This window comes from Streptococcus bovismuti (assembly GCF_042436615.2).
Taxonomy (GTDB): Bacteria; Bacillota; Bacilli; order Lactobacillales; family Streptococcaceae; genus Streptococcus.
Map to the genome: position 1 here is coordinate 469,680 of NZ_JBHMFR020000001.1, position 19,995 is coordinate 489,674.

Genomic DNA, 19,995 nt, shown 5'->3' on the forward strand with positions numbered 1-19,995 from the left:
ATATAATAAATTAAAGTATAATTTCACTGGAGGTTCTATGCGTTTTAATCAATTCAGCTATTTAGCGCTATCTAGAGATACAATTATCTTTGAATTAAAAAAGTATGGATTTGATTTACCAGTCAACATTACAAATAAACAAATGCTTGAAGCGTTTCTTATTCGTTTCTTTTTTAATTTTAAAAACAGCTCCTATCCTCTATCCAGTTTAGCAGTTGATACAGAAACTGACTTATTGGCATTTTTTCAATCAGATAAAGAGTTGACTGCAGATATTTTTTATACTGTGGCTTTTCAACTTTTAGGCTTTTCTTATTTGGTTGACTTCGAAGACAGTGAAGTTTTTCGTAAAGAGACTGGATTTCCTATTGTATACGGTGACTTGATTGAAAATCTCTATCAGTTACTCAATACTCGCACCAAAAAGGGGAACACTCTTATCGACCAACTTGTCAGTGACGGTTTTATTCCTGAGGATAATGACTATCACTACTTTAACGGTAAGAGTTTGGCTACTTTTTCTAGCCATGATGTCATTCGAGAAGTCGTTTACGTTGAGTCTCGTGTCGATACTGACCAAAAAGGTCTACCAGACCTAGTCAAGGTCAGCATTATTCGTCCTCGTTATGACGGGCAAATCCCTGCTATCATGACAGCGAGTCCTTATCATCAGGGAACAAATGATAAAGCTAGCGACAAGGCTCTCTACAAGATGGAGGGCGAACTCGAGGTTAAACCTGCTCACAAGATTGAGCTAGAAGAACCTCAACTAAATCTCATCCAAGCCCAAGGTCAAGCCGAGCTTGTAGCAGAGGCGGAGGAAAAGCTAACTCACATCAACGCTAGCTATAGTCTCAACGACTACTTCCTTCCACGTGGTTTTGCTAATCTATATGTTTCAGGTGTTGGTACCAAAGACTCGACAGGTTTCATGACTAACGGGGACTACCAACAAATCGAGGCTTATAAAAATGTTATCGATTGGCTCAATGGTCGTTGCCGTGCCTTTACTGATCACACGCGCCAGCGTCAAGTCAAGGCTGACTGGTCAAACGGAAAAGTGGCCACAACTGGACTTTCCTATCTTGGTACCATGTCCAATGGTCTTGCGACCACAGGTGTCGATGGTTTAGAAGTTATCATTGCCGAGGCTGGCATTTCTTCATGGTATAACTACTACCGTGAAAACGGTCTGGTCACTAGCCCAGGTGGTTATCCAGGTGAGGACTTTGACTCCCTTGCTGAACTAACCTACTCTCGTAATCTCTTAGCTGGCGACTATATTCGTGGTAATGAGGCTCACCAAGCTGATTTGGAAAAAGTAAAAGAGCAACTGGATCGCAAGTCTGGCGATTACAATCAGTTTTGGCATGACCGCAATTATCTGCTCAATGCCCATAAAGTAAAGGCTGAGGTTGTCTTTACCCACGGTTCACAGGATTGGAATGTCAAACCACTTCATGTTTACCAGATGTTCCATGCTCTTCCAGCTCATATCAATAAGCATCTCTTTTTCCATAATGGTGCCCATGTTTATATGAACAACTGGCAGTCTATCGACTTCCGTGAGTCCATGAACGCCTTATTGACTAAGAAATTACTGGGACAAGATACAGATTTCCAACTTCCGACTGTTATCTGGCAGGATAATACCGCCCCTCAGACTTGGTTATCACTTGATAATTTCGGTGAGGAAGATAACTTTGAAACCTTCTCACTTGGTCAAGAAGAGCAAGTCATTCAAAACCAATACTCAGATAAGGATTTTGAACGTTATGGTAAAACATACCAGACCTTTAATACAGACCTCTATCAAGGGAAAGCCAATCAAATTACTATTGACCTTCCTGTAACCAAGAACCTCCACCTGAACGGTCGCGCTCAGCTCAATCTGCGTATTAAATCCAGTACATACAAGGGGCTCTTATCAGCACAACTACTGGAACTTGGACAAAAGAAATACCTACAACCTTATCCAGCTGTTTTAAGTGCTAGAACCATTGACAACGGTCGCTACCACATGTTGGAAAATCTCTGTGAATTGCCTTTTCGTGAAAATGCGCAACGAGTCGTGACAAAAGGCTATCTCAATTTACAAAATAGAAATGGTTTACTGTTGGTAGAGGATATTACTGCAGATGAATGGATGGATATCCAGTTTGAACTGCAACCGACTATTTACAAGTTACAAGAAGGAGATACTCTTCGTTTAGTCCTCTATACTACTGACTTTGAAATCACCATACGTGACAATACCGCATACCAGCTGACTGTTGATCTTGAACAGTCTAGTCTTATCCTATCTTGTCAAAAGGTTTAATATATCAGACTTTCAAGATGGAACTATTTCCACTTGAACTGTTAAACTACACATAAACTTGGTATCAAATTCAATCCTGGTCTAGGCCTATGACATGTCTAAAACGGGATTTTGGACAAAAGATACTAAGACCCTAACCAACATGTGTGACCATTTATAATACTCGCTACCACACCACATGTTGGACAATCTCTGTGAATTTCCATTTGGCATAAATTCACAACAAGTCGTGACAAAAGGCTACCCTAATTGAGTGATTTACTGTTAGTAGAGGACACTAATGTAAATAAACGGATAGAGAGCCAATTCATCTCCACCCAACTAGTGACAAGTTAAAAGAGGGAGATTCTCTCCGTTTAGTCCTATACTACTGACTTTGAAATCATCATACGTGACAATACCGCTTACCACCCGACTGACAATCTCGTTCAGTCCACGCTTTCTGTATCTAGTACAAGGAGTAACATTTTATGAATAAATCTGAACACCGACACCAACTCATACGAGCTCTTGTAACAAAAAACAAGATTCATACTCAAGCTGAGCTACAAGCTCTTCTTGCCGATAATGATATTCAAGTTACACAAGCTACACTTTCGAGAGATATTAAAAGTATGAACCTTTCAAAAGTACGAGAAGAAGACAACTCTTACTACGTGCTCAATGCAGGTTCAACCTCAAAATGGGAAAAACGTCTCGAAATTTATATGGAAGATGCTCTTGTCTTGATGCGTCCAGTTCAACACCAAGTCCTACTAAAAACCCTTCCTGGGCTTGCTCAATCCTTTGGTTCTATCATTGATGCTTTGAGCTTCCCTGACGCTATCGCTACCCTCTGTGGCGATGATGTCTGTCTGGTCATCTGTGAAGATATAGAAGCTGCTCAAAAATGCTTTGAAGAACTGAAAAAATTCGCTCCACCATTTTTCTTTGAAGAATAAAAAAATTCCGTGTCTAATCTGGCACGGAATCTTTTTATCTATTTTACTGAGATGGATTGTCTTTTTTAGTTCGTGCCAATCTCAGGGCACGATTTGGATTGAGACGATTAAACAGTTCTTCCAATTTCTTTTCATTCCAAACATCTGCGGCGGAAACAAAATTGCCATCAGCATCTCGGAAAGATATCGGTTTATCTCCCATACCAGTCTCCTAGTCTACAAATTCAAACTCAAATTTACCAATGCGGACCAAGTCCCCATCTTTAGCACCACGCGCACGAAGGGCTTCATCAACCCCCATACCACGAAGCTGGCGAGCAAATTTCATGACTGATTCGTCACGATCAAAGTTGGTCATATTAAAGAGTTTCATGAGTTTTTCACCAGAAAGTACCCATGTCGCATCGTCATCACGACTAATTTCAAAGGCTTTTTCTTCCTCGTCAAATCCATAATAAGCTTCTTCTTCCATATCTGACTCATCATAGAGCAAGAATTCTGGTGTCTTATCTAACAATTCAGCTGTAGCATCTAAAAGTGTAGCCAGACCTTGCTTGGTCAAACCAGATATTGGGAAAATAGCTGGTAACTCTTCAAATTCATCGTAGTTTTCAGCCAATTTTTTCTTAAATTCTTTAAGATTTTCCTGACTCTCAGGCATGTCCATCTTATTAGCCACAATAATCTGTGGACGCTCCATGAGACGGAGGTTATAAGACTCTAACTCCTTATTGATAGCTAAGTAGTCCTCATAAGGATCACGTCCTTCGCTAGCTGACATATCAATGATGTGAAGGATGACACGTGTACGCTCGATGTGACGGAGGAACTGAGTTCCCAAACCAACACCTTGACTAGCGCCTTCAATCAAACCTGGTAGATCGGCTACTGCAAAGGATTCACCTGATTGGGTACGAACCATACCTAAATTTGGCACAATGGTCGTAAAGTGGTAGGCACCAATTTTAGGTTTAGCTGAGGTAATAACACTTAAAAGTGTTGATTTCCCTACAGATGGGAAACCTACTAAACCAACATCTGCCAAGATTTTTAGTTCCAATTGTAACTCACGTTCCTGACCTGGTTCTCCATTTTCAGAGATTTCTGGAGCAGGATTTTTTGGGGTTGCAAAGCGGATGTTTCCACGTCCACCACGTCCACCGTGGGCCACGATAAATTCTTGACCGTGTTCAATCAAATCTGTCAAGACCTTGCCAGTCTCTGCATCACGCACAGTCGTACCTTGCGGCACTCGAACTCTGAGGTCCTCTGCACCACGACCATGCATCCCTTTGGTCATTCCTTTTTCACCAGAATCAGCCTTAAAATGACGGTTATAACGGAAATCCATCAAGGTACGTAGTCCTTCGTCTACAACGAAGACGACATTCCCTCCACGTCCACCATCACCACCCCAAGGACCGCCATTAGGGACATATTTTTCACGACGAAAGGCAACCATGCCATCGCCACCATTACCAGCCTTGACCTTAATCTTGGCCGTATCTAAAAACATACTCATTTTTTCTTCTCACTTTAAAAAAGGGCTGGGAAATCCCAGTCACTAAATTTTCTTGAATCTATTTTATAGATTACTGAGGGCACCAATTGCAGTTGCAAAAATTCCCAATAAACTTGCTACTAGCATGATAATCACGATAAACAAGGTTATTTTCTCAAACATAGTTTTTTTACGATTTCCATTATCTCCAAATGCCATTTTTCTCTCCTTCGTTACATTCTATTTTCTATTATCTTAGCATGAATTTAGCTAGTTTTCAATAGTCAGTTGCTACTGGTGCGATAATCCATAAAATGATATAAGCTACAATTCCCGCTCCGTAACAGCAAGCAAGGACACCCCATATTACGCGAACGATAGTTGGATCCATATCTAGATAATGGGCCACCCCGGCACAAACACCAGCAATCTTTTTATCACGACCGCTTCTCATTAATTGTTTTTTCATAGCTTTTCCTCTTTCTATTCTTCACGGTCTTTCCAATAATCTCTCATGCTAATCAGCTGTGTTTTTGAAGCCCTCAGCATCCGTCTAGAGCCTTTTACCGGTACAGCAACCACCTGTTGCGGAAGATACAAAACTGTTTTAAAAATACGCTGACTGACCGTATCATCTTTGGCTAAATCTTTCTGGAAATTATTTGAAATAATAGCATCCAGATAAAATTCATGCACCCGTTTTCCAAAGTTCTCAGCTGAAATCTCGTATAATTTCGCTGATAAGATATGCTCATTCATATCTGGCGTTGCAATCAGAGCTTCTAAAATAGCTCCAGCCAAATCATGCTCGCCGTAATATAAAGTTCCAAACATCTTGTTATTGATAAGATTGTCCAGATAAGGATTTCCGTGAGCAATGACAGGCGTTCCACTGGCCAAGCTTTCCAAGTATGTCAAACCCTGCGTTTCACTTGTTGAGGCCGAGATGAAGAAATCTGCTGCCTTATAGTAAAGAGCCGTCTCACTAGGAGCAATCATTCCTGTAAAGATAACCGAGTCTCGAATCTCTAGTTTCTGGGCTTGCTCTTTAAGATCATTCAGATAAGGCCCATCCCCAGCAACAACCAGTTTAACCTTGTCTTCCTCTTTCAGAACTTCTGCAAAAGCTGCTAATACTGCTTGAATATTTTTTTCATAAGAAATTCTGGAAAGACTCAGTAACATCTGTTCATCATCTTGAATCCCTAATTTACTACGCAGTTCTTTTAAATTTTCTTGCTTGATTTCTGGACGCTCAAACTTGGCTAATTCAATCCCAGTTGGAATGACCCGTTTTTCAACCTTGACCTTATAGTCAGATAGCAAATCACGGACAATCTCACTCGGGCAAATAACCCCATCCACGTCATGAAGGAAACCTCTGACCAGATACTTGACCATGCTAGGACGAATCAACATCCCCTTGGCAATATAATGCACATAGTCTTCATACTGGGTGTGATAGGTATGGATGACTGGGATTTTCAGTTCACGCGCAATCCAAATTCCCAACAGGCCAAGAGAAAATTCTGTCTGAGTGTGGATAATATCTAGCTGATATTGTTTGGCAATTTCTAGCGCCTTGCTAAAACCTCGGTAGGCAAAGCGGCGATCTTTAAAAGCAAAAAAGGGTACACTTGGAATGCGGATAATTTGCCAATCTTCATAGCGATTGACATCCTTATCAGTCGTCGTAAAGATAAAAACTGCATGTCCTTGCTTTTCAAGTTCTGTTTTCAAGGTTCGAATACTAGTCGCAACACCAGAAACCTGAGGAAAATAGGTATCTGTAAATAAACCAATTCGCATAGATTACCTCACTTTTTACTTTCTCCCTAAAGCGGCTTGTTTCTCATAAAAGTCCAACCAAATTTGTAACAGATGCTCTTCAGAATACTCTCTGGAAATATTCTTAGCTTTTTCTTTGAGGTCTTTTAAGGCAGCAGGATTTGCTTGATATTCTAAAATAGCCTCTTTCATCTCTTCTCTATCTGCTGTCGCCCGATAATTTCCCTCTAAAATCACCTTATAAAGATCCAAATCACGTAGCATAATAGGAGCCTCACAACTGGCAGCTTCTAGAATAGTCATCGGAAAAAGTTCATTGTAACTAGGCAACAAGAAAAGATCTGCTAAGGCATACAATTCGCGCATCCGCTCTGGTGACACGATACCTGGAAAAATCAAATTCTTAGGAGGATTTTCCATTATTTTCTTGTAGCGCTCATAACCATCTGTCATGCCACCAAAAGAGAACCCCCCAGCCCAGATAAAGGTAATCTGAGGCAATTCCTCAGCCAGACGGATAAAATCATCAATCCCTTTGCGTTTCTGAACTTGACCAGCACCAACTACGATAAACTGATTATCACTAATACCTAGCTCTGTTCTCAGTCTCGCTACCTCTTCTTGTGGAAGTGGATGCCATTTTTCCTTGTTGACAAAGTTAGGAATATAGGTCACTTTTTCACGTGGAATACCAGCTGCCACCAAATCCTCGATAAACATAGGATTAACCACAACCAGGTGCTCCATCCGGTTGTAAAAAGAAAATACATAGCGCTTAACAATTCCCTTTAAGAAAAATGGAATTTTCAAACTCCCCTCAAGTGTATCAGGCAAGAAATGCACATAGCCAATTTTTCTCCCTGAGCGTTTCTTTTGGAATGTTGATAAATAATAGGGGAAATCAATTGTATGAAAGTGAGTCACATCGGCTTCGATTGGAAGATTTTCTGTAACAATCAATTGGTCCTTGGCATCACGGTGAAGAAGACGAACTAATTCACGGTAGGCACCTGAAACTCCTTGTCCTGCTACTTTCTCACTTGAACTCAACATATTGATGCGTAATTTCTTTTTTTCCATAACTACTATTATATCATTTTCTTTGAATAAAATCAGCAAAAGAAAGGAGAGACTAGAGGAAAAGAGGGGGAAATTTCCTCGCCTTTCCAATAATCTCTCACATGCTTTTATATGTTTACTTAATGCCTAGGGCAATGCGTGCATAGCGACTCATTTTTTCAACTGTCCAGGCTGGATACCAAACTAATTTAACCTCAGTATCCGTTACTTCTGGTACCTCTGTCATAGCATCATAAATCTGGTCGGTCAAAAGGTCGGCTAGGGGACAACCCATGGTGGTCAAAGTCATATCAATCTCTGTTTGTCCTGTGTCACCGTCAAAACGAATCTCATAGATCAAACCAAGATTGACAATATCGATTCCCAACTCAGGGTCAATAACTTCTTCCAAGGCTGATAAAATTCTTGTTTTGATATTTTCAATTTGCTCTTCTGTATAAGCCATATTCATCCTCACTCTTAGTCTTCAATAAAATCACGAAGCGGTTTGCTGCGACTTGGTTGGCGTAGTTTTCTCAAAGCTTTAGCTTCAATCTGACGGATACGCTCGCGAGTCACGTTAAAGACTTTACCCACATCTTCAAGGGTACGCATTTTACCATCATCTAGCCCAAAACGCAGACGCAAAACATTTTCTTCACGGTCTGTAAGAGTATCCAAGACCTCATCCAACTGCTCACGCAAGACAATACGAGTTGTATAATCCACTGGATTTTCAATCACTTCGTCTTCGATAAAGTCTCCAAGGTGGCTATCATCCTCTTCACCAATAGGAGTTTCAAGAGATACTGGTTCTTGGGCAATCTTCAAGATTTCACGAACCTTGTCAGGTGTCATATCCATACGTTCAGCGATTTGCTCAGGTGTTGGATCTTGCCCCAATTCTTGAAGGAGATTACGCTGTTCACGAACCAATTTATTGATGGTTTCAACCATGTGAACTGGGATACGAATGGTACGAGCTTGATCCGCAATAGCACGAGTGATAGCCTGACGAATCCACCAAGTTGCGTAAGTTGAAAACTTGAATCCTTTAGAATAGTCAAACTTGTCAACCGCCTTCATCAAGCCCATATTTCCTTCTTGAATCAAATCAAGGAACTGCATACCACGGCCAACATAGCGTTTAGCAATAGAAACAACCAAACGAAGGTTAGCTTCTGCCAGACGTTGTTTGGCTTCGATATCACCAGCTTCAACAGCCAGTGCCAATTCTTTTTCCTCTTCATTGGTCAAGAGAGGAACGACACCAATCTCTTTCAAGTACATACGGACAGGGTCATTAACCTTAGCCGAAGTTGAACCAATCAAGTCCTCGTCGCTGAGTTCTGGCTCTTCTTCTGCACTAAGAACACGCGCACTTGGATTTCCTTCGTTATCTGTGATAGAAATCCCTGCATCCTGAATTCGTTGCAAGAGATCTTCAATCCCATCAGCATCCAAGGTAAAAGGAATAACTAGACTAGCATTGATTTCATCATCAGTTGCTGTCCCTTTTTGTTTATGATTACGGATAAATTCTGCCACTTGTACGTCAAATGTTGTTACTTCTTTTTGTTTTGTTGCCATTATTACTCCATTCTTCTCTTTTGGGAAATTAAACGTTCCAATTCTTCTAGGGCTGTGTCGGTATCTCCTACATGGCTAGCTTCCTGCACCTTCTTTTTGATTCTCATATTATCCTGATTCAAGAGAGCCTTGTTTCGAGTCATTTCTACTTCACTAAGTTCCTGAGGTGACATCTCAGCAGGTAAATCCTGAGCTAAAACTTGGTACCAAGCTCTTTCAACTTCCTCTGTCTGTTCTGCTAAAACTTCTGGAGGAAGATTTCCATACTGGCCAAGCAAGTCATATAAGACCTGAAATTCAGGTGTGGCAAATGCAAAGTCTTCTCGCAAACGATAATCATTCAAAACAAGAGGGGATTCCATCATTCTATAAAGTAGATGAGCTTCTGCCCTCATAATAGCTGATAACTGCTTGGTGACAGGCATAGTGATTGGCGTCGGTCTGGAAATTCCTTCCATGCGATTCTGCCTTTGCGCCTGACGACTCTCATTAACAATCTGCTCAATCTGGGCATAATCAAAGGACGCCAGACTGTCAGCTAAAATATGAATATAGCTGTTTTGAGCAGTAATAGACTTTTCTTGAACAATCAAGGGAGCTATTTTTTCAATAAACTCAATTTGAGCCTGCAGATTTTCACTATTTTCAGGTTTGTACTGGTGAATGTAGAACTCAATCGGACTAATACGAGTTTTCGTTAATAGATAGGCCAAGTCTTCTGGTCCATTTTTTTGTAGATACTCATCTGGATCCAAGTTATCAGGCATGCTGACAATTTGCACAGGCATATCACCAATTTCGTCCAGCGCTTTCAATGTCGCGGCTTGCCCAGCCTTATCGCCATCGTAAACAAGAACCAACTTCTTCGTTAGCCTTTTCAGATGCTCAACATGCTCTCGACTCAAGGCTGTTCCCATAGATGCGACAGCGTTTTCGATTCCAGCCCGATAGGCTGCAATGACATCCATGAATCCTTCCATCAGATAAATCTCACTGGCTTTTCCAGAAGATTTTTTAGCCCTATCCATATGATATAATTCGTAACTTTTGTTAAAAATTGCAGTCGATCGGCTATTTTTATACTTAGAAGTTTGTGAATCCGTTTTCTGCCAGATACGACCTGAGAAGGCAATAACCTTTCCTTGGTCATTTGTCAGGGGAAACATAATGCGATTGTGAAAGGTATCTACAAATTGATTAGCATCCGAGAGATAAAACAGTCCTGAATCTAGGAAATCCTCTTCACGATACTGAGCAGACAAACGTTGATAGAGATAGTTTCGCTCTGGGGGTGCCAAACCAATCCGAAAATGCTTGAGCACTTCATCTGTCAAACCACGCTGATAAAGGTAGTTTCTGGCCTCCTCCCCCATGGTTGTTGTCATGAGAATAGCATGATAAAATTTGGCAGCATCTTCATGCATATCATAAAGAGCTTGGTGGGGTGAAGCTGGCTTCTGCTCACTATAAAGCGGTTTTTCCACCTCTATCCCAACACGCTGACCTAAGATTTGGACAGCCTCCATAAAGGGAACCCCTTGGTACTCCTCTATGAACTTAAAGACATCACCTGAGCGCCCACAACCAAAACAGTGGTAAAACTGCTTGTCCTCTACAACGTTGAAAGAAGGTGTTTTTTCACCATGAAAAGGACAGAGCCCTAGATAGTTCCGTCCTGCCTTTTGTAAAGAAATCACATCTCCTATGACTTCCACAATGTTGGCATTGTTTTTGATTTCTTCAATGACTTGTTTGTCAACCATACACAATACCTCCATGTTATCATAGTTTACTTTATATAGTATACTTTATTTCAGAAAAAAAGTAAACCATTTCACTCATTTTCCCTACTTTATTCAAAGAGTTGATAATAATCAGAGATTTTCATTTTTGCTTTTTCTTCTTGGTTCAAATCTTGGATAATTCGTCCTTCTTTCATGACAATTAAACGATTGCCATATTTGAGAGCATCTTCCATATGGTGGGTAATCATAAGCGCTGTCAGCTGATCTTTCTTGACAAATTCATCCGTCAATTCCATCAAGGCCACACTGGTCTTTGGATCAAGGGCTGCAGTATGCTCGTCTAACAAGAGTAATTCAGGACGCTTCAAGGTTGCCATCAAGAGACTCAAGGCCTGTCTTTGACCACCTGATAAGAACTCAATCGGTGTATTCAAGTGTTTCTCAAGACCATTTCCTACTTTTTCAATGGTCGCTTGAAATTCATCCTTATAACTAGTCAAGCGTCGTGGTAACAATCCACGCTTTTCACCACGAAACTTGGCAATCAAAAGATTTTCAGCTACTGTCATACGGGGAGCTGTCCCCATCTTAGGATCTTGGAAAACTCGAGACAGATACTTAGCCCGCTTCTCTGGTGAAAACTTGGTAACATCTTCACCCAAAATACGGATGGTTCCACTGGTTAATGACAAGGTTCCTGCAATAGTGTTAAAGAGAGTTGATTTCCCAGCACCATTTCCACCTAAAATCGTGATAAAATCCTGTTCAAAAATTTCTAAGGAAACATCATTTAAAATAATCTTTTCTTCATCAAAGCCATTTTTAACGATTTTGGTTGCATTTTTTAATTCTACAATTGCTGTCATTTGCTTAACTTGGCTCCTTTCAAGATGGTTTGCTTAAATGTTGGAATCATGAGGCAGACTGCTAAAATCAAGGCACTGTATAAACGAAGGTAACTTGTATTAAAGCCAAGCGCAATAACTGCCCACACTAAGAATTGATAAGCGATAGACCCGACAACGATGGCAACCAGACGTTCTGCCAAACTCAAACTCTTGAAGATAACTTCTCCAATAATCAAACTTGCAAGTCCCACAACGATAACCCCGATTCCTCGAGATACATCGGCATAACCTTCTTGCTGAGCAATAAGAGCACCTGCAAGGGCAATCACACCATTTGATAAAACCAAACCCATAAGCTCCATGCGTCCAGTATGAATCCCGAAACTTCTAGCCATATCAGGATTGTCACCTGTAGCAATATAGGCCTGTCCGAGTTTGGTGTCCAAGAAAAAGAGCATGAGAGCAATAACAATACTCACAAAGATGAGACCTGTCAAGAGTTGATTCAAATCCGAATCAAAAGGCAAAACATCCTGAATTTGCTTGGTTCCAAGCAGGCCTAAATTCGCACGTCCCATAATTAAGAGCATGATAGAGTGACAAGAAGTCATCACCAAAATCCCTGAGAGCAAAGTTGGAATCTTCCCTTTTGTATAAAGAAGTCCTGCTGCCATTCCAGCCAAACAACCAGCTCCAACAGCAACAAGTGTCGCTAAAAAGGGATTCACACCTTTCGTTATCAGAGTGACAGCAACAGCCCCCCCAAGAGGGAAGGAACCTTCTGTCGTCATATCTGGAAAGTTCAAAATCCTAAATGTCATAAAGATTCCCAGACCTAGAATAGCCCAGACAAATCCTTGAGAAATAATAGATAATATCATCTGTTTCTTAACCTTTTTCTATATGATGTCTATTGTAAAAAATTAGAGGAGATGTCCCCAACTCCTCCATTACAGATTATTCGATCACTTGCCCTGCTTCTTTTAGAACAGATTCAGGAATCGTAATACCTAGCTCTTGTGCCATTTTTTTGTTGATTACTGATTTACCAGTTGAAAAGACATTTACTGGAGTATCGGCTGGTTTTGCACCTTTCAAGACTTGTGCAATCATTTTACCAGTTGCCACACCAAGGTCGTGTTGGTCAACTACAACGGATGCCAAGCCACCTGCTTCTACCATGGCAGTTGCGCTTGGGTAGATTGGTTTTTTAGCTGATTGGTTGCTTGATACAACAGTTGAGAAGGCTGAGGCAATAGTGTTATCAATTGGAACCCAGATAGCATCAACCTTACTAGTCATAACGTTAACTGTTGAAGCAATTTCATTTGTTGAAGGAACTGCAAATGTTTCCACTGTCAAACCTGCTTTTTCAGCATAAGCCTTAAATTCTTCAACCTGAGTTTTGGAATTATCTTCGCTACTTGAGTAAAGAGCTCCGATTGTTTTCACATTTGGTGTAAGAGCCTTAATAAGTTCAACTTGTTGTTGAGCTGGATTATGGTCAGATACCCCTGTAATGTTGCCACCTGGTTTTTTCAAATCTTTGACCAAGTTAGCACCAATTGGGTCTGTAATAGCGGCCATGATAACCGGTAGGTCTTTTGTGGCACTAGCCAAGCCTTGAGCAGCTGGCGTTGCAATACCAACCACAAGGTCATTCCCATTTGCAACCAACTGTTTGCTCATTGTCGCAACCTTACTTTGGTCACCTTCTGAGTTCATAAAATCGATTTTAACTTGATCATCTTTATATCCTTCTTCTGCAAGTCCATCTTGGATCCCTTTATAAATCAAGTCAAGAGATGGATGGCTCACAAACTGAAGGACACCAACTTTGGCAACTTTCTTCTCATTCTTAGCTTCTGGTTTATTCATTGAAGAGTAAATCAAGCTTCCTGCTACTAAGACTGCTAATGCAGCGATAATTCCAATTAAACGTTTATTTTTCATTCTATTTCTCCTTTTTATTCCTTTAAAATACTTCACTTATACAAACAAGCGACGCCATCGTTTTCTTTCCATACTAACCTCCATCAAAAAAGTCCTCACACAAAAAACTTGTGTGAGGACGTCGATGCGCGGTACCACCTCAATTATAGGGAATTCCCCTATCGCTCTGTCTCGCAATAACGAGATGCACTGTAAGGTGTGCTCACCGAATTTTTATGATTTCAAATTCTAAATAACATTCAGCCCAATTTTCATCATCATCACTTATCTGTTTTCAGCTACCACAGACTCTCTAAAAAGTTTGAATGATTACTTTTCTGAATGGTTAAATTATATCATTTTTCAACTACTTGTCAAGACTCTTTTAGCATTTTTTTGAACTATTCAAAAACTTCCCCTATAGAAAAGAGGAAGCTTGATAGGTATCAGCCTGAATTACGCAATCCTGTTGCAATTCCGTTGATGGTTGTATGGATTAATTTTTCTTGATCGCTTGATAATTCTCCTCGACGTTGACGTTTAATCAACTCCAACTGGATATAGTTGAGGATATTAAAGTAAGGCATACGGTAATCCAAACTGGCTTTTAGATATGGATTTTCAGCCAAAAGTTCGTCATACCCTTCGATAGCCAAGATAACTTCCTTGGTCACTTGCCATTCATTTAAAATAGTCTCATAGATTGCTTTTACTTGATCATCCTCACACAGTTTGGCATATTCAAAAGCAATGTTCATATTTGATTTTGACAAGACCATATCAACATTTGAAAGGAGCGATTGGAAGAAAGGCCAATTTTGGTACATATCTCGTAAGATAGCAATATTCTCTGGATTTTTATCGATAAATTCCTTGAAGCTTGAACCAACCCCATACCAGCCAGGGAACATGACGCGACTTTGCGACCATGAGAAGACCCAAGGGATAGCTCGCAAACCACCGATTTCAGTAATAGTCTTACGAGCGGCTGGACGAGAACCAATATTAAAGCTTGAAATAGCCTTGATTGGACTTGATTCGAAGAAATAATCATAAAAATGATCATTTCCAAAGACCAAATCACGGTAGATATCGTAACTACGGTCCACCACTTGATCCATAATAGCTTCGTAACGATTTGAGGTATTGGTATCGCTCTTCTTCTGAGTAATCATACGGTTAATGGCTGCTGAAACCAACATTTCAAGATTATAGTAGGCAGCGTCTTTGTTACCGTATTTATTCCCAATTACTTCACCCTGCTCCGTCAAACGGATACGATCCTTGATAGACTTAAGCGGTTGAGATGTGATGGCTTCATAGGTTGGTCCACCACCACGACCAACAGTCCCACCACGACCATGGAAGAAGGTAACCTTAACGCCAAATTCATCTCCAATAGCAGTCAATTGTTGTTGAGCCTTGTAGAGGGTCCAACATGATGATAGATAACCACCATCTTTATTACTATCAGAGTAACCAAGCATGATTTCTTGGTAGTTATTGCGTGAAGCAATCCATTTCTTAGCAAGAGGAAGTGAAAGGTATTCTCTCATGGTTTCTTCTGAGTGGTCCAAGTCCTCAATTGTTTCAAAGAGAGGAACAATTTGGACACGGGCTCTTTCTTTATCAACTAACCCTACTTCTTTTAGCAAGATAGCCAATTCCAACATGTCTGATACGCTGGTTGCATGTGAAATGATGGTCTGACGAATGACATCATCTCCCAACTTATCTTTCAACTTACGAGCAGCCTTAAAGATTGCTAATTCTTTTTCAAGTAACTCTGATTTTTCAACATGAGTGGCAGAAAGAATACGTGGATCTTCCTCTAATTCTTTCAAGAGAAGCTGGCATTTTTCTTCTTCACTGAGTTCGCTATAATGAGAATGAATACCCGCTGATTTCAAGAGTTCAGCTACACAGGCTTCGTGAACACTAGAATCTTGACGCATGTCTATAGATGCCAAATAGAAACCAAAAATTTCAACTGCCTGAATCAGCTCAACAAAATCACCAGAAATCAGTGCTTCACCCTTGTTTTCCAAGAGGGAATCACGAATGGTAATTAAGTCCTTATAAAAATCATTAGCTGTTTCATAGCGAGCACCAACTTCCTTATCCTCAATCAGATAGGTTTTTGTTGCTTGGATTTTTGATTGAATATCAAACAAGGCACGACGATACAGCTCTTTTTCACGATAAATAGAGTTGTCCTTGGATTGACGAGCCATTTCTCTAACTTGCTTGCTTACATTGACAATACTGGTTGAGAGAGAGAATTCACGATAAAGTTGGTAAATCTTTTCATCATAGTAGTTCATGATGACTTCACACTGAGTCATAGCAGATTGTTTCAAGGTATCTGCTGTAACAAAGGGATTACCATCACGGTCTCCACCAATCCACATACCCATGGTAATTGGTTTAGGATGTTTCAACTCCAAACCGTGTTTTTTAGCCAGACGCTTGTACTCAGCAGTCAGATGAGGAACTGCCTTCAAGAATGAGCTATTGTAGTATTCCATTACATTCGTGATTTCATTGGTTACTTTCAATTTCTTTTCACGAATCATATCTGTCTGCATGATAATCTCAATGTAACGACGGAGATCATTATGCCATTTTTCCTTATTAATCAAACCTAATTTCACATCACGGTACTTACGCAAGAGGGTATGGATATGGTTAGTCAAATCCAACATACTCTTACGTTGCACTTGTGTTGGATGGGCTGTCAAAACAGGGACAACATTCAAGTGTTCTAGAATTTCAACCGCGTTTTCTTTTTCCGCAACCATTTTGATCGTTGCTGATAATTTACCAAGATAATCTTGATCGATATTATTTTGATGGTTGATTTCATAGGCTAAATCCACGTCTTCAGAAATATTAATCAAAAGAGGCAAGATAGAGAAATAGCGTGAAATATAAGCCATTTCATCATTTGTCAGACTAGTAACTAATTGGTTCAAACCTTGATAATCTTCTTGAGTTGACAATTCCTTCAACTGCATGATTTTTTCAAAAGTCTCTGGGGCAAGCATATTTTTAGTGATATCTTCTAACAATTCTGTTAAAATCAATACTTCTTCTTGCACGACAGCTTTATTACTATAGTTTTCTAATTTTTGAAGAGACATAGGTAATCCTTTCCACTCTCAGCTCTACATATAGTTTGATGAGTGAGCTTCTAACTCCTCATATAATTGGGCACGTTTTTCACTTGCATCAATATTTAAGACAAAGGCGATGGCTACAGACAAGACTAGGAGACTGTTCCCTCCTTGTGATAAGAAGGGGAAGGTTACTCCTGTCGAAGGAATAATGCCAGAAATTCCACCGATATTGACAAATACCTGTACCAGCATCATCCCCCCAACCCCAATCGCCATCATAGAATTAAAGGGATTCTTAGCACGAATACCGACTAGGATAATTCGTAAAATCAGGAAAAAGACAAGTGCTAAAATCAAGCTGGCTCCCACAAATCCAAACTCTTCAATAACAATTGAAAATACAAAGTCTGTATGTGCCTCTGGTAAATAACCACGTTTTTCTATTGAATTTCCTAAGCCTAGACCAAACCACCCACCATTTACCATGGCAAAGTAGGAATTTGCAAGTTGGTGGCCTGACCCTGCCAAATCGGCAAAGGGATTAAAGTAGGCACTGAAACGCTTAGCAACGTAACCAAATACTGGAACTTTTGAAAACTTATCAACCCCGATCATAGAGATAGCTGATAAGGATAGGGCTGAAACTCCAAATAATACACCGATAAAGACTATAAACCAACGATGAGCAATTCCACTAACTGTATACATAATCAAGGCGACAAGAACTAGGATGGTAGCATTCCCCAAATCTGGGAAAATAGCTAAACTTCCTATCATTACTAGTAGGACGAAGCGCCAATCATTAAAAGCACGAGGAATCCATTGATTTTGAGTTAAAACTTGAAAATCGTAAATCCCAATTTCATCCTGTTGTTTTGAAAAACGTTGGGCCAAGTACCAGACGATGATAATCTTCAAATACTCTGCTGGCTGAATGGTCAAAGGTCCTACTGAAATCCAACCATAGGCTCCATTGACTGGCGTACCAATTAAGCGAGCCAAAGCTAAGAGAATCAGCTCAACAAACATAACAATAAATAAAAGTCGTTCTTTTCTCAAAAAATTCAATTTCAGCTTATATATCAAGGCAATCAATATTAAACTAAATATCCAAAACATTCCCTGACTTCGAACCAATTGGAGGGCACTTTTACCTTCTTCGATAAGAATGGCACTGGTTGTCGAATAAACCACAATCAAGCCCAAAATAGATAAAAGTAAGTAAGGAACTAGAATAGAATAGTTTAATAGGTGCCTCTTACTAATCTTCATAGTATCACCAATCTAATGAGAACAAAAGAAATTATTCCCAAATTCCGTTTATTTTCTAGTTTTGATTGCTATTATACCATTTTTTCCGAAAGAAAAAAACTCTTACCCTCAAGATAGAAAGATTTTCTCATAAGAAAAAGAGCACTTGGCTCTTTTCTGTTTTATTCTTTTGAAGAACTGCTTGAGCTTGAATCGCCACCACCGATGTATTGGGTAAAGATATTTTGGAAGGCTTGGTCTTTAACCTTGATGTTGGCTGCTTGCAATTCTTTTCCGATAATGCTTTGAACAAATGATGCGTCATTTTGTTTTTGAGTCAAGATAACAGTTTTTAATTTTTCTTTGTAGTCATCAATATTAGATGATTTTTCCGTTTTCTTAGTGAGTTTTACAATATAATACTGACTGCTGTAGGCTTGTGTGCCAGTAGCTGTAATGACATCAGAAATTCCGTTAACATCCAAGGCAAAAGCTGCTTTCTTAACTTGATCTGGTACTTCTGTTGAAGCTGAATCAAAAGTGATTTCTCCACCGTTCGCTTTGGTTTTCTCATCTGTTGAGTTATCTTTAGCTAGTTGAGCAAAGTCTGCATCACTAGCTTTAGCTTTTTCAAGAATTTCTTTGGCCTTGTCTTCATTGTCCAAACGGATAATTTGAGCCGTTACATCTGGAGTGTATTCATCAAATGCTTTCTTATAGGCATCATCTGTCAATTCAGCTTCTGCTGCCTTCTTAACTGCCAACTCAACCAATTTACTTGTACGAATTTGAGCTTTGCGTGTTTCTAGGGTCATTCCTGCTTGTGACAAGACACGTTGGTAGTTCTCACCATATTGTTTCTCTTCTTCGGCAATAGTATCATTGACTTCTTTGTCATCTACTTCAGAACCGTATTGTTTCTCAAATACTTTTTGGATGGTCATGTTCAACAAGACTTGTTGTGCTGAAGGGTTGCTTTTCACTTGCTCATAAAATTGATGTTCTGTGATAACATCTCCTTTCATGCTGATAAGGTCTGCTCCTTCTGAACCTTTGGAACAAGCTGCTAAAGTTGCTACTGATAATAGTGTAATGGCACCTGCCAATAGTTTTTTCTTCATGTCTACTCCTTTGAGATAAGTGTTACCCTATCTATTTTACTATATTTTCTTAAATTTTTCTGAAAATAATTCGCTTTCAGGCAATTGAACGTCTGCTACATTTTTACGAAGCATGAGAATACCGTCCCCCAGAGGTACTAATGTTGCAGTGAGTCCTGGATTGTCTAAAGTTGCATCAAATAGTCTTTGAAGGCCTCTGTAAATAGTTCGCTGGCCACGACGGACTTCCATAATATCCTTAGCAACATCACCACCTTGGAAAATATCATCCAAGACAACCACACCACCAATTTCCAAATGTTTGAGGATTTCTGGCAAAAAGACGATGTATTTAGACTTGGCTGAATCCATAAAGACGAAATCATAGGACTCTGTCAAGGTAGATAAGATATCTACCGCATCTCCTTCTAGGAGCGTGATTTGCTTGCGACTGTCAAACTGGGCAAAATTTTCCTTGGCAAAACCAATCATTTCTGGATTGCGGTCAATGGTTGTAATCTTGGCCTTTGGCGCATGTTCCGCCATCAAGAGGGCTGAAAAACCGATAGCCGTCCCAATTTCCAGAATGTTTTTAGGTTGTATGGTTTCCATGAGAAAACGGAAATAAGCAACCGTTTCATGGGGAATAATGGGAATATTTTCCTTGCGGGCAAAGTCTTCCAATTCTTTCAAAGATCCTGTGACCTGCTTTTGGCGCTGACGCATCAAGTCTACAATTTCTTCCTTGACGACAGGGCGACGCATGTTATGGTTGGCATTTTTACTATATGATTCAACCAT

At 40.0% G+C, this 19,995-nt stretch carries 18 protein-coding genes, 1 pseudogene and 1 other annotated feature; of the genes and pseudogenes, 3 read left to right on the forward strand and 16 right to left on the reverse strand.

Annotation, left to right across the window (positions count from 1 at the left end):
• The first annotated feature begins 37 nt into the window (after positions 1–37).
• From ACERDH_RS02265 to ACERDH_RS02275, 3 genes and pseudogenes are all read left to right on the forward strand, one after another.
• Complete coding sequence (locus ACERDH_RS02265; RefSeq protein WP_386683065.1) at positions 38–2,320, forward strand: Xaa-Pro dipeptidyl-peptidase; 2,283 nt, start codon at positions 38–40, stop codon at positions 2,318–2,320.
• 172 nt (positions 2,321–2,492) lie between these two features.
• Positions 2,493–2,794: pseudogene (locus ACERDH_RS02270) on the forward strand (Xaa-Pro dipeptidyl-peptidase); the annotation flags it as partial.
• A complete protein-coding gene (locus ACERDH_RS02275) occupies positions 2,791–3,261 on the forward strand; it encodes an arginine repressor (RefSeq protein WP_261265869.1) in 471 nt (156 codons plus the stop codon). The pseudogene ACERDH_RS02270 and the gene ACERDH_RS02275, both read left to right, overlap by 4 nt.
• A 43-nt stretch (positions 3,262–3,304) precedes the next feature.
• Here the strand turns inward: ACERDH_RS02275 and ACERDH_RS02280 are convergent, their stop codons facing one another.
• From ACERDH_RS02280 to ACERDH_RS02355, 16 genes are all read right to left on the reverse strand, one after another.
• On the reverse strand, positions 3,305–3,463 hold the full coding sequence (locus ACERDH_RS02280) for a hypothetical protein (RefSeq protein WP_007284777.1): 159 nt from the start codon (positions 3,461–3,463) through the stop codon (positions 3,305–3,307).
• 9 nt (positions 3,464–3,472) lie between these two features.
• Positions 3,473–4,783: a GTPase ObgE gene (gene obgE, locus ACERDH_RS02285; RefSeq protein ID WP_004248745.1), complete on the reverse strand. Its 1,311-nt coding sequence runs from the start codon at positions 4,781–4,783 to the stop codon at positions 3,473–3,475.
• Positions 4,784–4,846: 63 nt separating this feature from the next.
• A complete protein-coding gene (locus ACERDH_RS02290) occupies positions 4,847–4,981 on the reverse strand; it encodes a DUF4044 domain-containing protein (protein ID WP_000863859.1) in 135 nt (44 codons plus the stop codon).
• 58 nt (positions 4,982–5,039) lie between these two features.
• Positions 5,040–5,216: a PspC domain-containing protein gene (locus ACERDH_RS02295; protein WP_016399487.1), complete on the reverse strand. Its 177-nt coding sequence runs from the start codon at positions 5,214–5,216 to the stop codon at positions 5,040–5,042.
• A gap of 29 nt (positions 5,217–5,245) precedes the next feature.
• Positions 5,246–6,571 (reverse strand): glycosyltransferase family 4 protein, encoded by a 1,326-nt coding sequence (locus tag ACERDH_RS02300; protein WP_261051353.1) that lies wholly within the window; start codon positions 6,569–6,571, stop codon positions 5,246–5,248.
• Between the two features lie 15 nt (positions 6,572–6,586).
• Positions 6,587–7,630 (reverse strand): alpha-galactosylglucosyldiacylglycerol synthase, encoded by a 1,044-nt coding sequence (cpoA, locus tag ACERDH_RS02305; protein ID WP_033681857.1) that lies wholly within the window; start codon positions 7,628–7,630, stop codon positions 6,587–6,589.
• Positions 7,631–7,745: 115 nt separating this feature from the next.
• Positions 7,746–8,075 carry a metal-sulfur cluster assembly factor gene (locus tag ACERDH_RS02310; RefSeq protein ID WP_000331925.1) on the reverse strand — a complete coding sequence of 110 codons (330 nt, stop codon included), beginning with the start codon at positions 8,073–8,075 and terminating at the stop codon, positions 7,746–7,748.
• A gap of 14 nt (positions 8,076–8,089) precedes the next feature.
• Positions 8,090–9,199, reverse strand: coding sequence for an RNA polymerase sigma factor RpoD (gene rpoD, locus ACERDH_RS02315; protein WP_004259586.1), 1,110 nt, complete (start codon positions 9,197–9,199; stop codon positions 8,090–8,092).
• A gap of 2 nt (positions 9,200–9,201) precedes the next feature.
• A complete protein-coding gene (gene dnaG, locus ACERDH_RS02320) occupies positions 9,202–10,962 on the reverse strand; it encodes a DNA primase (protein ID WP_386682966.1) in 1,761 nt (586 codons plus the stop codon).
• A gap of 89 nt (positions 10,963–11,051) precedes the next feature.
• Complete coding sequence (locus ACERDH_RS02325) at positions 11,052–11,810, reverse strand: ABC transporter ATP-binding protein (RefSeq protein ID WP_084951385.1); 759 nt, start codon at positions 11,808–11,810, stop codon at positions 11,052–11,054.
• Positions 11,807–12,673, reverse strand: coding sequence for an ABC transporter permease (locus ACERDH_RS02330; protein ID WP_084951382.1), 867 nt, complete (start codon positions 12,671–12,673; stop codon positions 11,807–11,809). Before ACERDH_RS02330 ends, ACERDH_RS02325 begins: the two co-directional genes overlap by 4 nt.
• Before the next feature lie 76 nt (positions 12,674–12,749).
• On the reverse strand, positions 12,750–13,745 hold the full coding sequence (gene trpX / locus ACERDH_RS02335; RefSeq protein ID WP_084951380.1) for a tryptophan ABC transporter substrate-binding protein: 996 nt from the start codon (positions 13,743–13,745) through the stop codon (positions 12,750–12,752).
• A 111-nt stretch (positions 13,746–13,856) separates the two neighbouring features.
• Positions 13,857–14,074 (reverse strand) — a binding site (T-box leader).
• A 96-nt stretch (positions 14,075–14,170) separates the two neighbouring features.
• Complete coding sequence (gene ppc, locus ACERDH_RS02340) at positions 14,171–16,867, reverse strand: phosphoenolpyruvate carboxylase (protein ID WP_203180643.1); 2,697 nt, start codon at positions 16,865–16,867, stop codon at positions 14,171–14,173.
• 24 nt (positions 16,868–16,891) lie between these two features.
• Positions 16,892–18,115 (reverse strand): cell division peptidoglycan polymerase FtsW, encoded by a 1,224-nt coding sequence (gene ftsW, locus ACERDH_RS02345; protein ID WP_033681863.1) that lies wholly within the window; start codon positions 18,113–18,115, stop codon positions 16,892–16,894.
• A 161-nt stretch (positions 18,116–18,276) separates the two neighbouring features.
• Positions 18,277–19,215 carry a peptidylprolyl isomerase PrsA gene (gene prsA, locus ACERDH_RS02350; RefSeq protein WP_386682960.1) on the reverse strand — a complete coding sequence of 313 codons (939 nt, stop codon included), beginning with the start codon at positions 19,213–19,215 and terminating at the stop codon, positions 18,277–18,279.
• 39 nt (positions 19,216–19,254) lie between these two features.
• Complete coding sequence (locus ACERDH_RS02355; protein WP_386682957.1) at positions 19,255–19,995, reverse strand: O-methyltransferase; 741 nt, start codon at positions 19,993–19,995, stop codon at positions 19,255–19,257.

What these genes read in the sequence shown, in the direction of transcription:
- ACERDH_RS02355 (WP_386682957.1), bottom strand. Translation starts at nt 19,995, where the DNA reads ATGGTTGAATCATATAGTAAAAATGCCAACCATAACATGCGTCGCCCT.
- ACERDH_RS02300 (WP_261051353.1), bottom strand. Translation starts at nt 6,571, where the DNA reads ATGCGAATTGGTTTATTTACAGATACCTATTTTCCTCAGGTTTCTGGT.
- ACERDH_RS02280 (WP_007284777.1), bottom strand. Translation starts at nt 3,463, where the DNA reads ATGGGAGATAAACCGATATCTTTCCGAGATGCTGATGGCAATTTTGTT.
- ACERDH_RS02325 (WP_084951385.1), bottom strand. Translation starts at nt 11,810, where the DNA reads ATGACAGCAATTGTAGAATTAAAAAATGCAACCAAAATCGTTAAAAAT.
- trpX (WP_084951380.1), bottom strand. Translation starts at nt 13,745, where the DNA reads ATGAAAAATAAACGTTTAATTGGAATTATCGCTGCATTAGCAGTCTTA.
- ACERDH_RS02295 (WP_016399487.1), bottom strand. Translation starts at nt 5,216, where the DNA reads ATGAGAAGCGGTCGTGATAAAAAGATTGCTGGTGTTTGTGCCGGGGTG.
- rpoD (WP_004259586.1), bottom strand. Translation starts at nt 9,199, where the DNA reads ATGGCAACAAAACAAAAAGAAGTAACAACATTTGACGTACAAGTGGCA.
- ACERDH_RS02265 (WP_386683065.1), top strand. Translation starts at nt 38, where the DNA reads ATGCGTTTTAATCAATTCAGCTATTTAGCGCTATCTAGAGATACAATT.
- ACERDH_RS02290 (WP_000863859.1), bottom strand. Translation starts at nt 4,981, where the DNA reads ATGGCATTTGGAGATAATGGAAATCGTAAAAAAACTATGTTTGAGAAA.
- ftsW (WP_033681863.1), bottom strand. Translation starts at nt 18,115, where the DNA reads ATGAAGATTAGTAAGAGGCACCTATTAAACTATTCTATTCTAGTTCCT.
- ACERDH_RS02310 (WP_000331925.1), bottom strand. Translation starts at nt 8,075, where the DNA reads ATGGCTTATACAGAAGAGCAAATTGAAAATATCAAAACAAGAATTTTA.
- obgE (WP_004248745.1), bottom strand. Translation starts at nt 4,783, where the DNA reads ATGAGTATGTTTTTAGATACGGCCAAGATTAAGGTCAAGGCTGGTAAT.
- ACERDH_RS02275 (WP_261265869.1), top strand. Translation starts at nt 2,791, where the DNA reads ATGAATAAATCTGAACACCGACACCAACTCATACGAGCTCTTGTAACA.
- ACERDH_RS02330 (WP_084951382.1), bottom strand. Translation starts at nt 12,673, where the DNA reads ATGATATTATCTATTATTTCTCAAGGATTTGTCTGGGCTATTCTAGGT.
- prsA (WP_386682960.1), bottom strand. Translation starts at nt 19,215, where the DNA reads ATGAAGAAAAAACTATTGGCAGGTGCCATTACACTATTATCAGTAGCA.
- dnaG (WP_386682966.1), bottom strand. Translation starts at nt 10,962, where the DNA reads ATGGTTGACAAACAAGTCATTGAAGAAATCAAAAACAATGCCAACATT.
- ppc (WP_203180643.1), bottom strand. Translation starts at nt 16,867, where the DNA reads ATGTCTCTTCAAAAATTAGAAAACTATAGTAATAAAGCTGTCGTGCAA.
- cpoA (WP_033681857.1), bottom strand. Translation starts at nt 7,630, where the DNA reads ATGGAAAAAAAGAAATTACGCATCAATATGTTGAGTTCAAGTGAGAAA.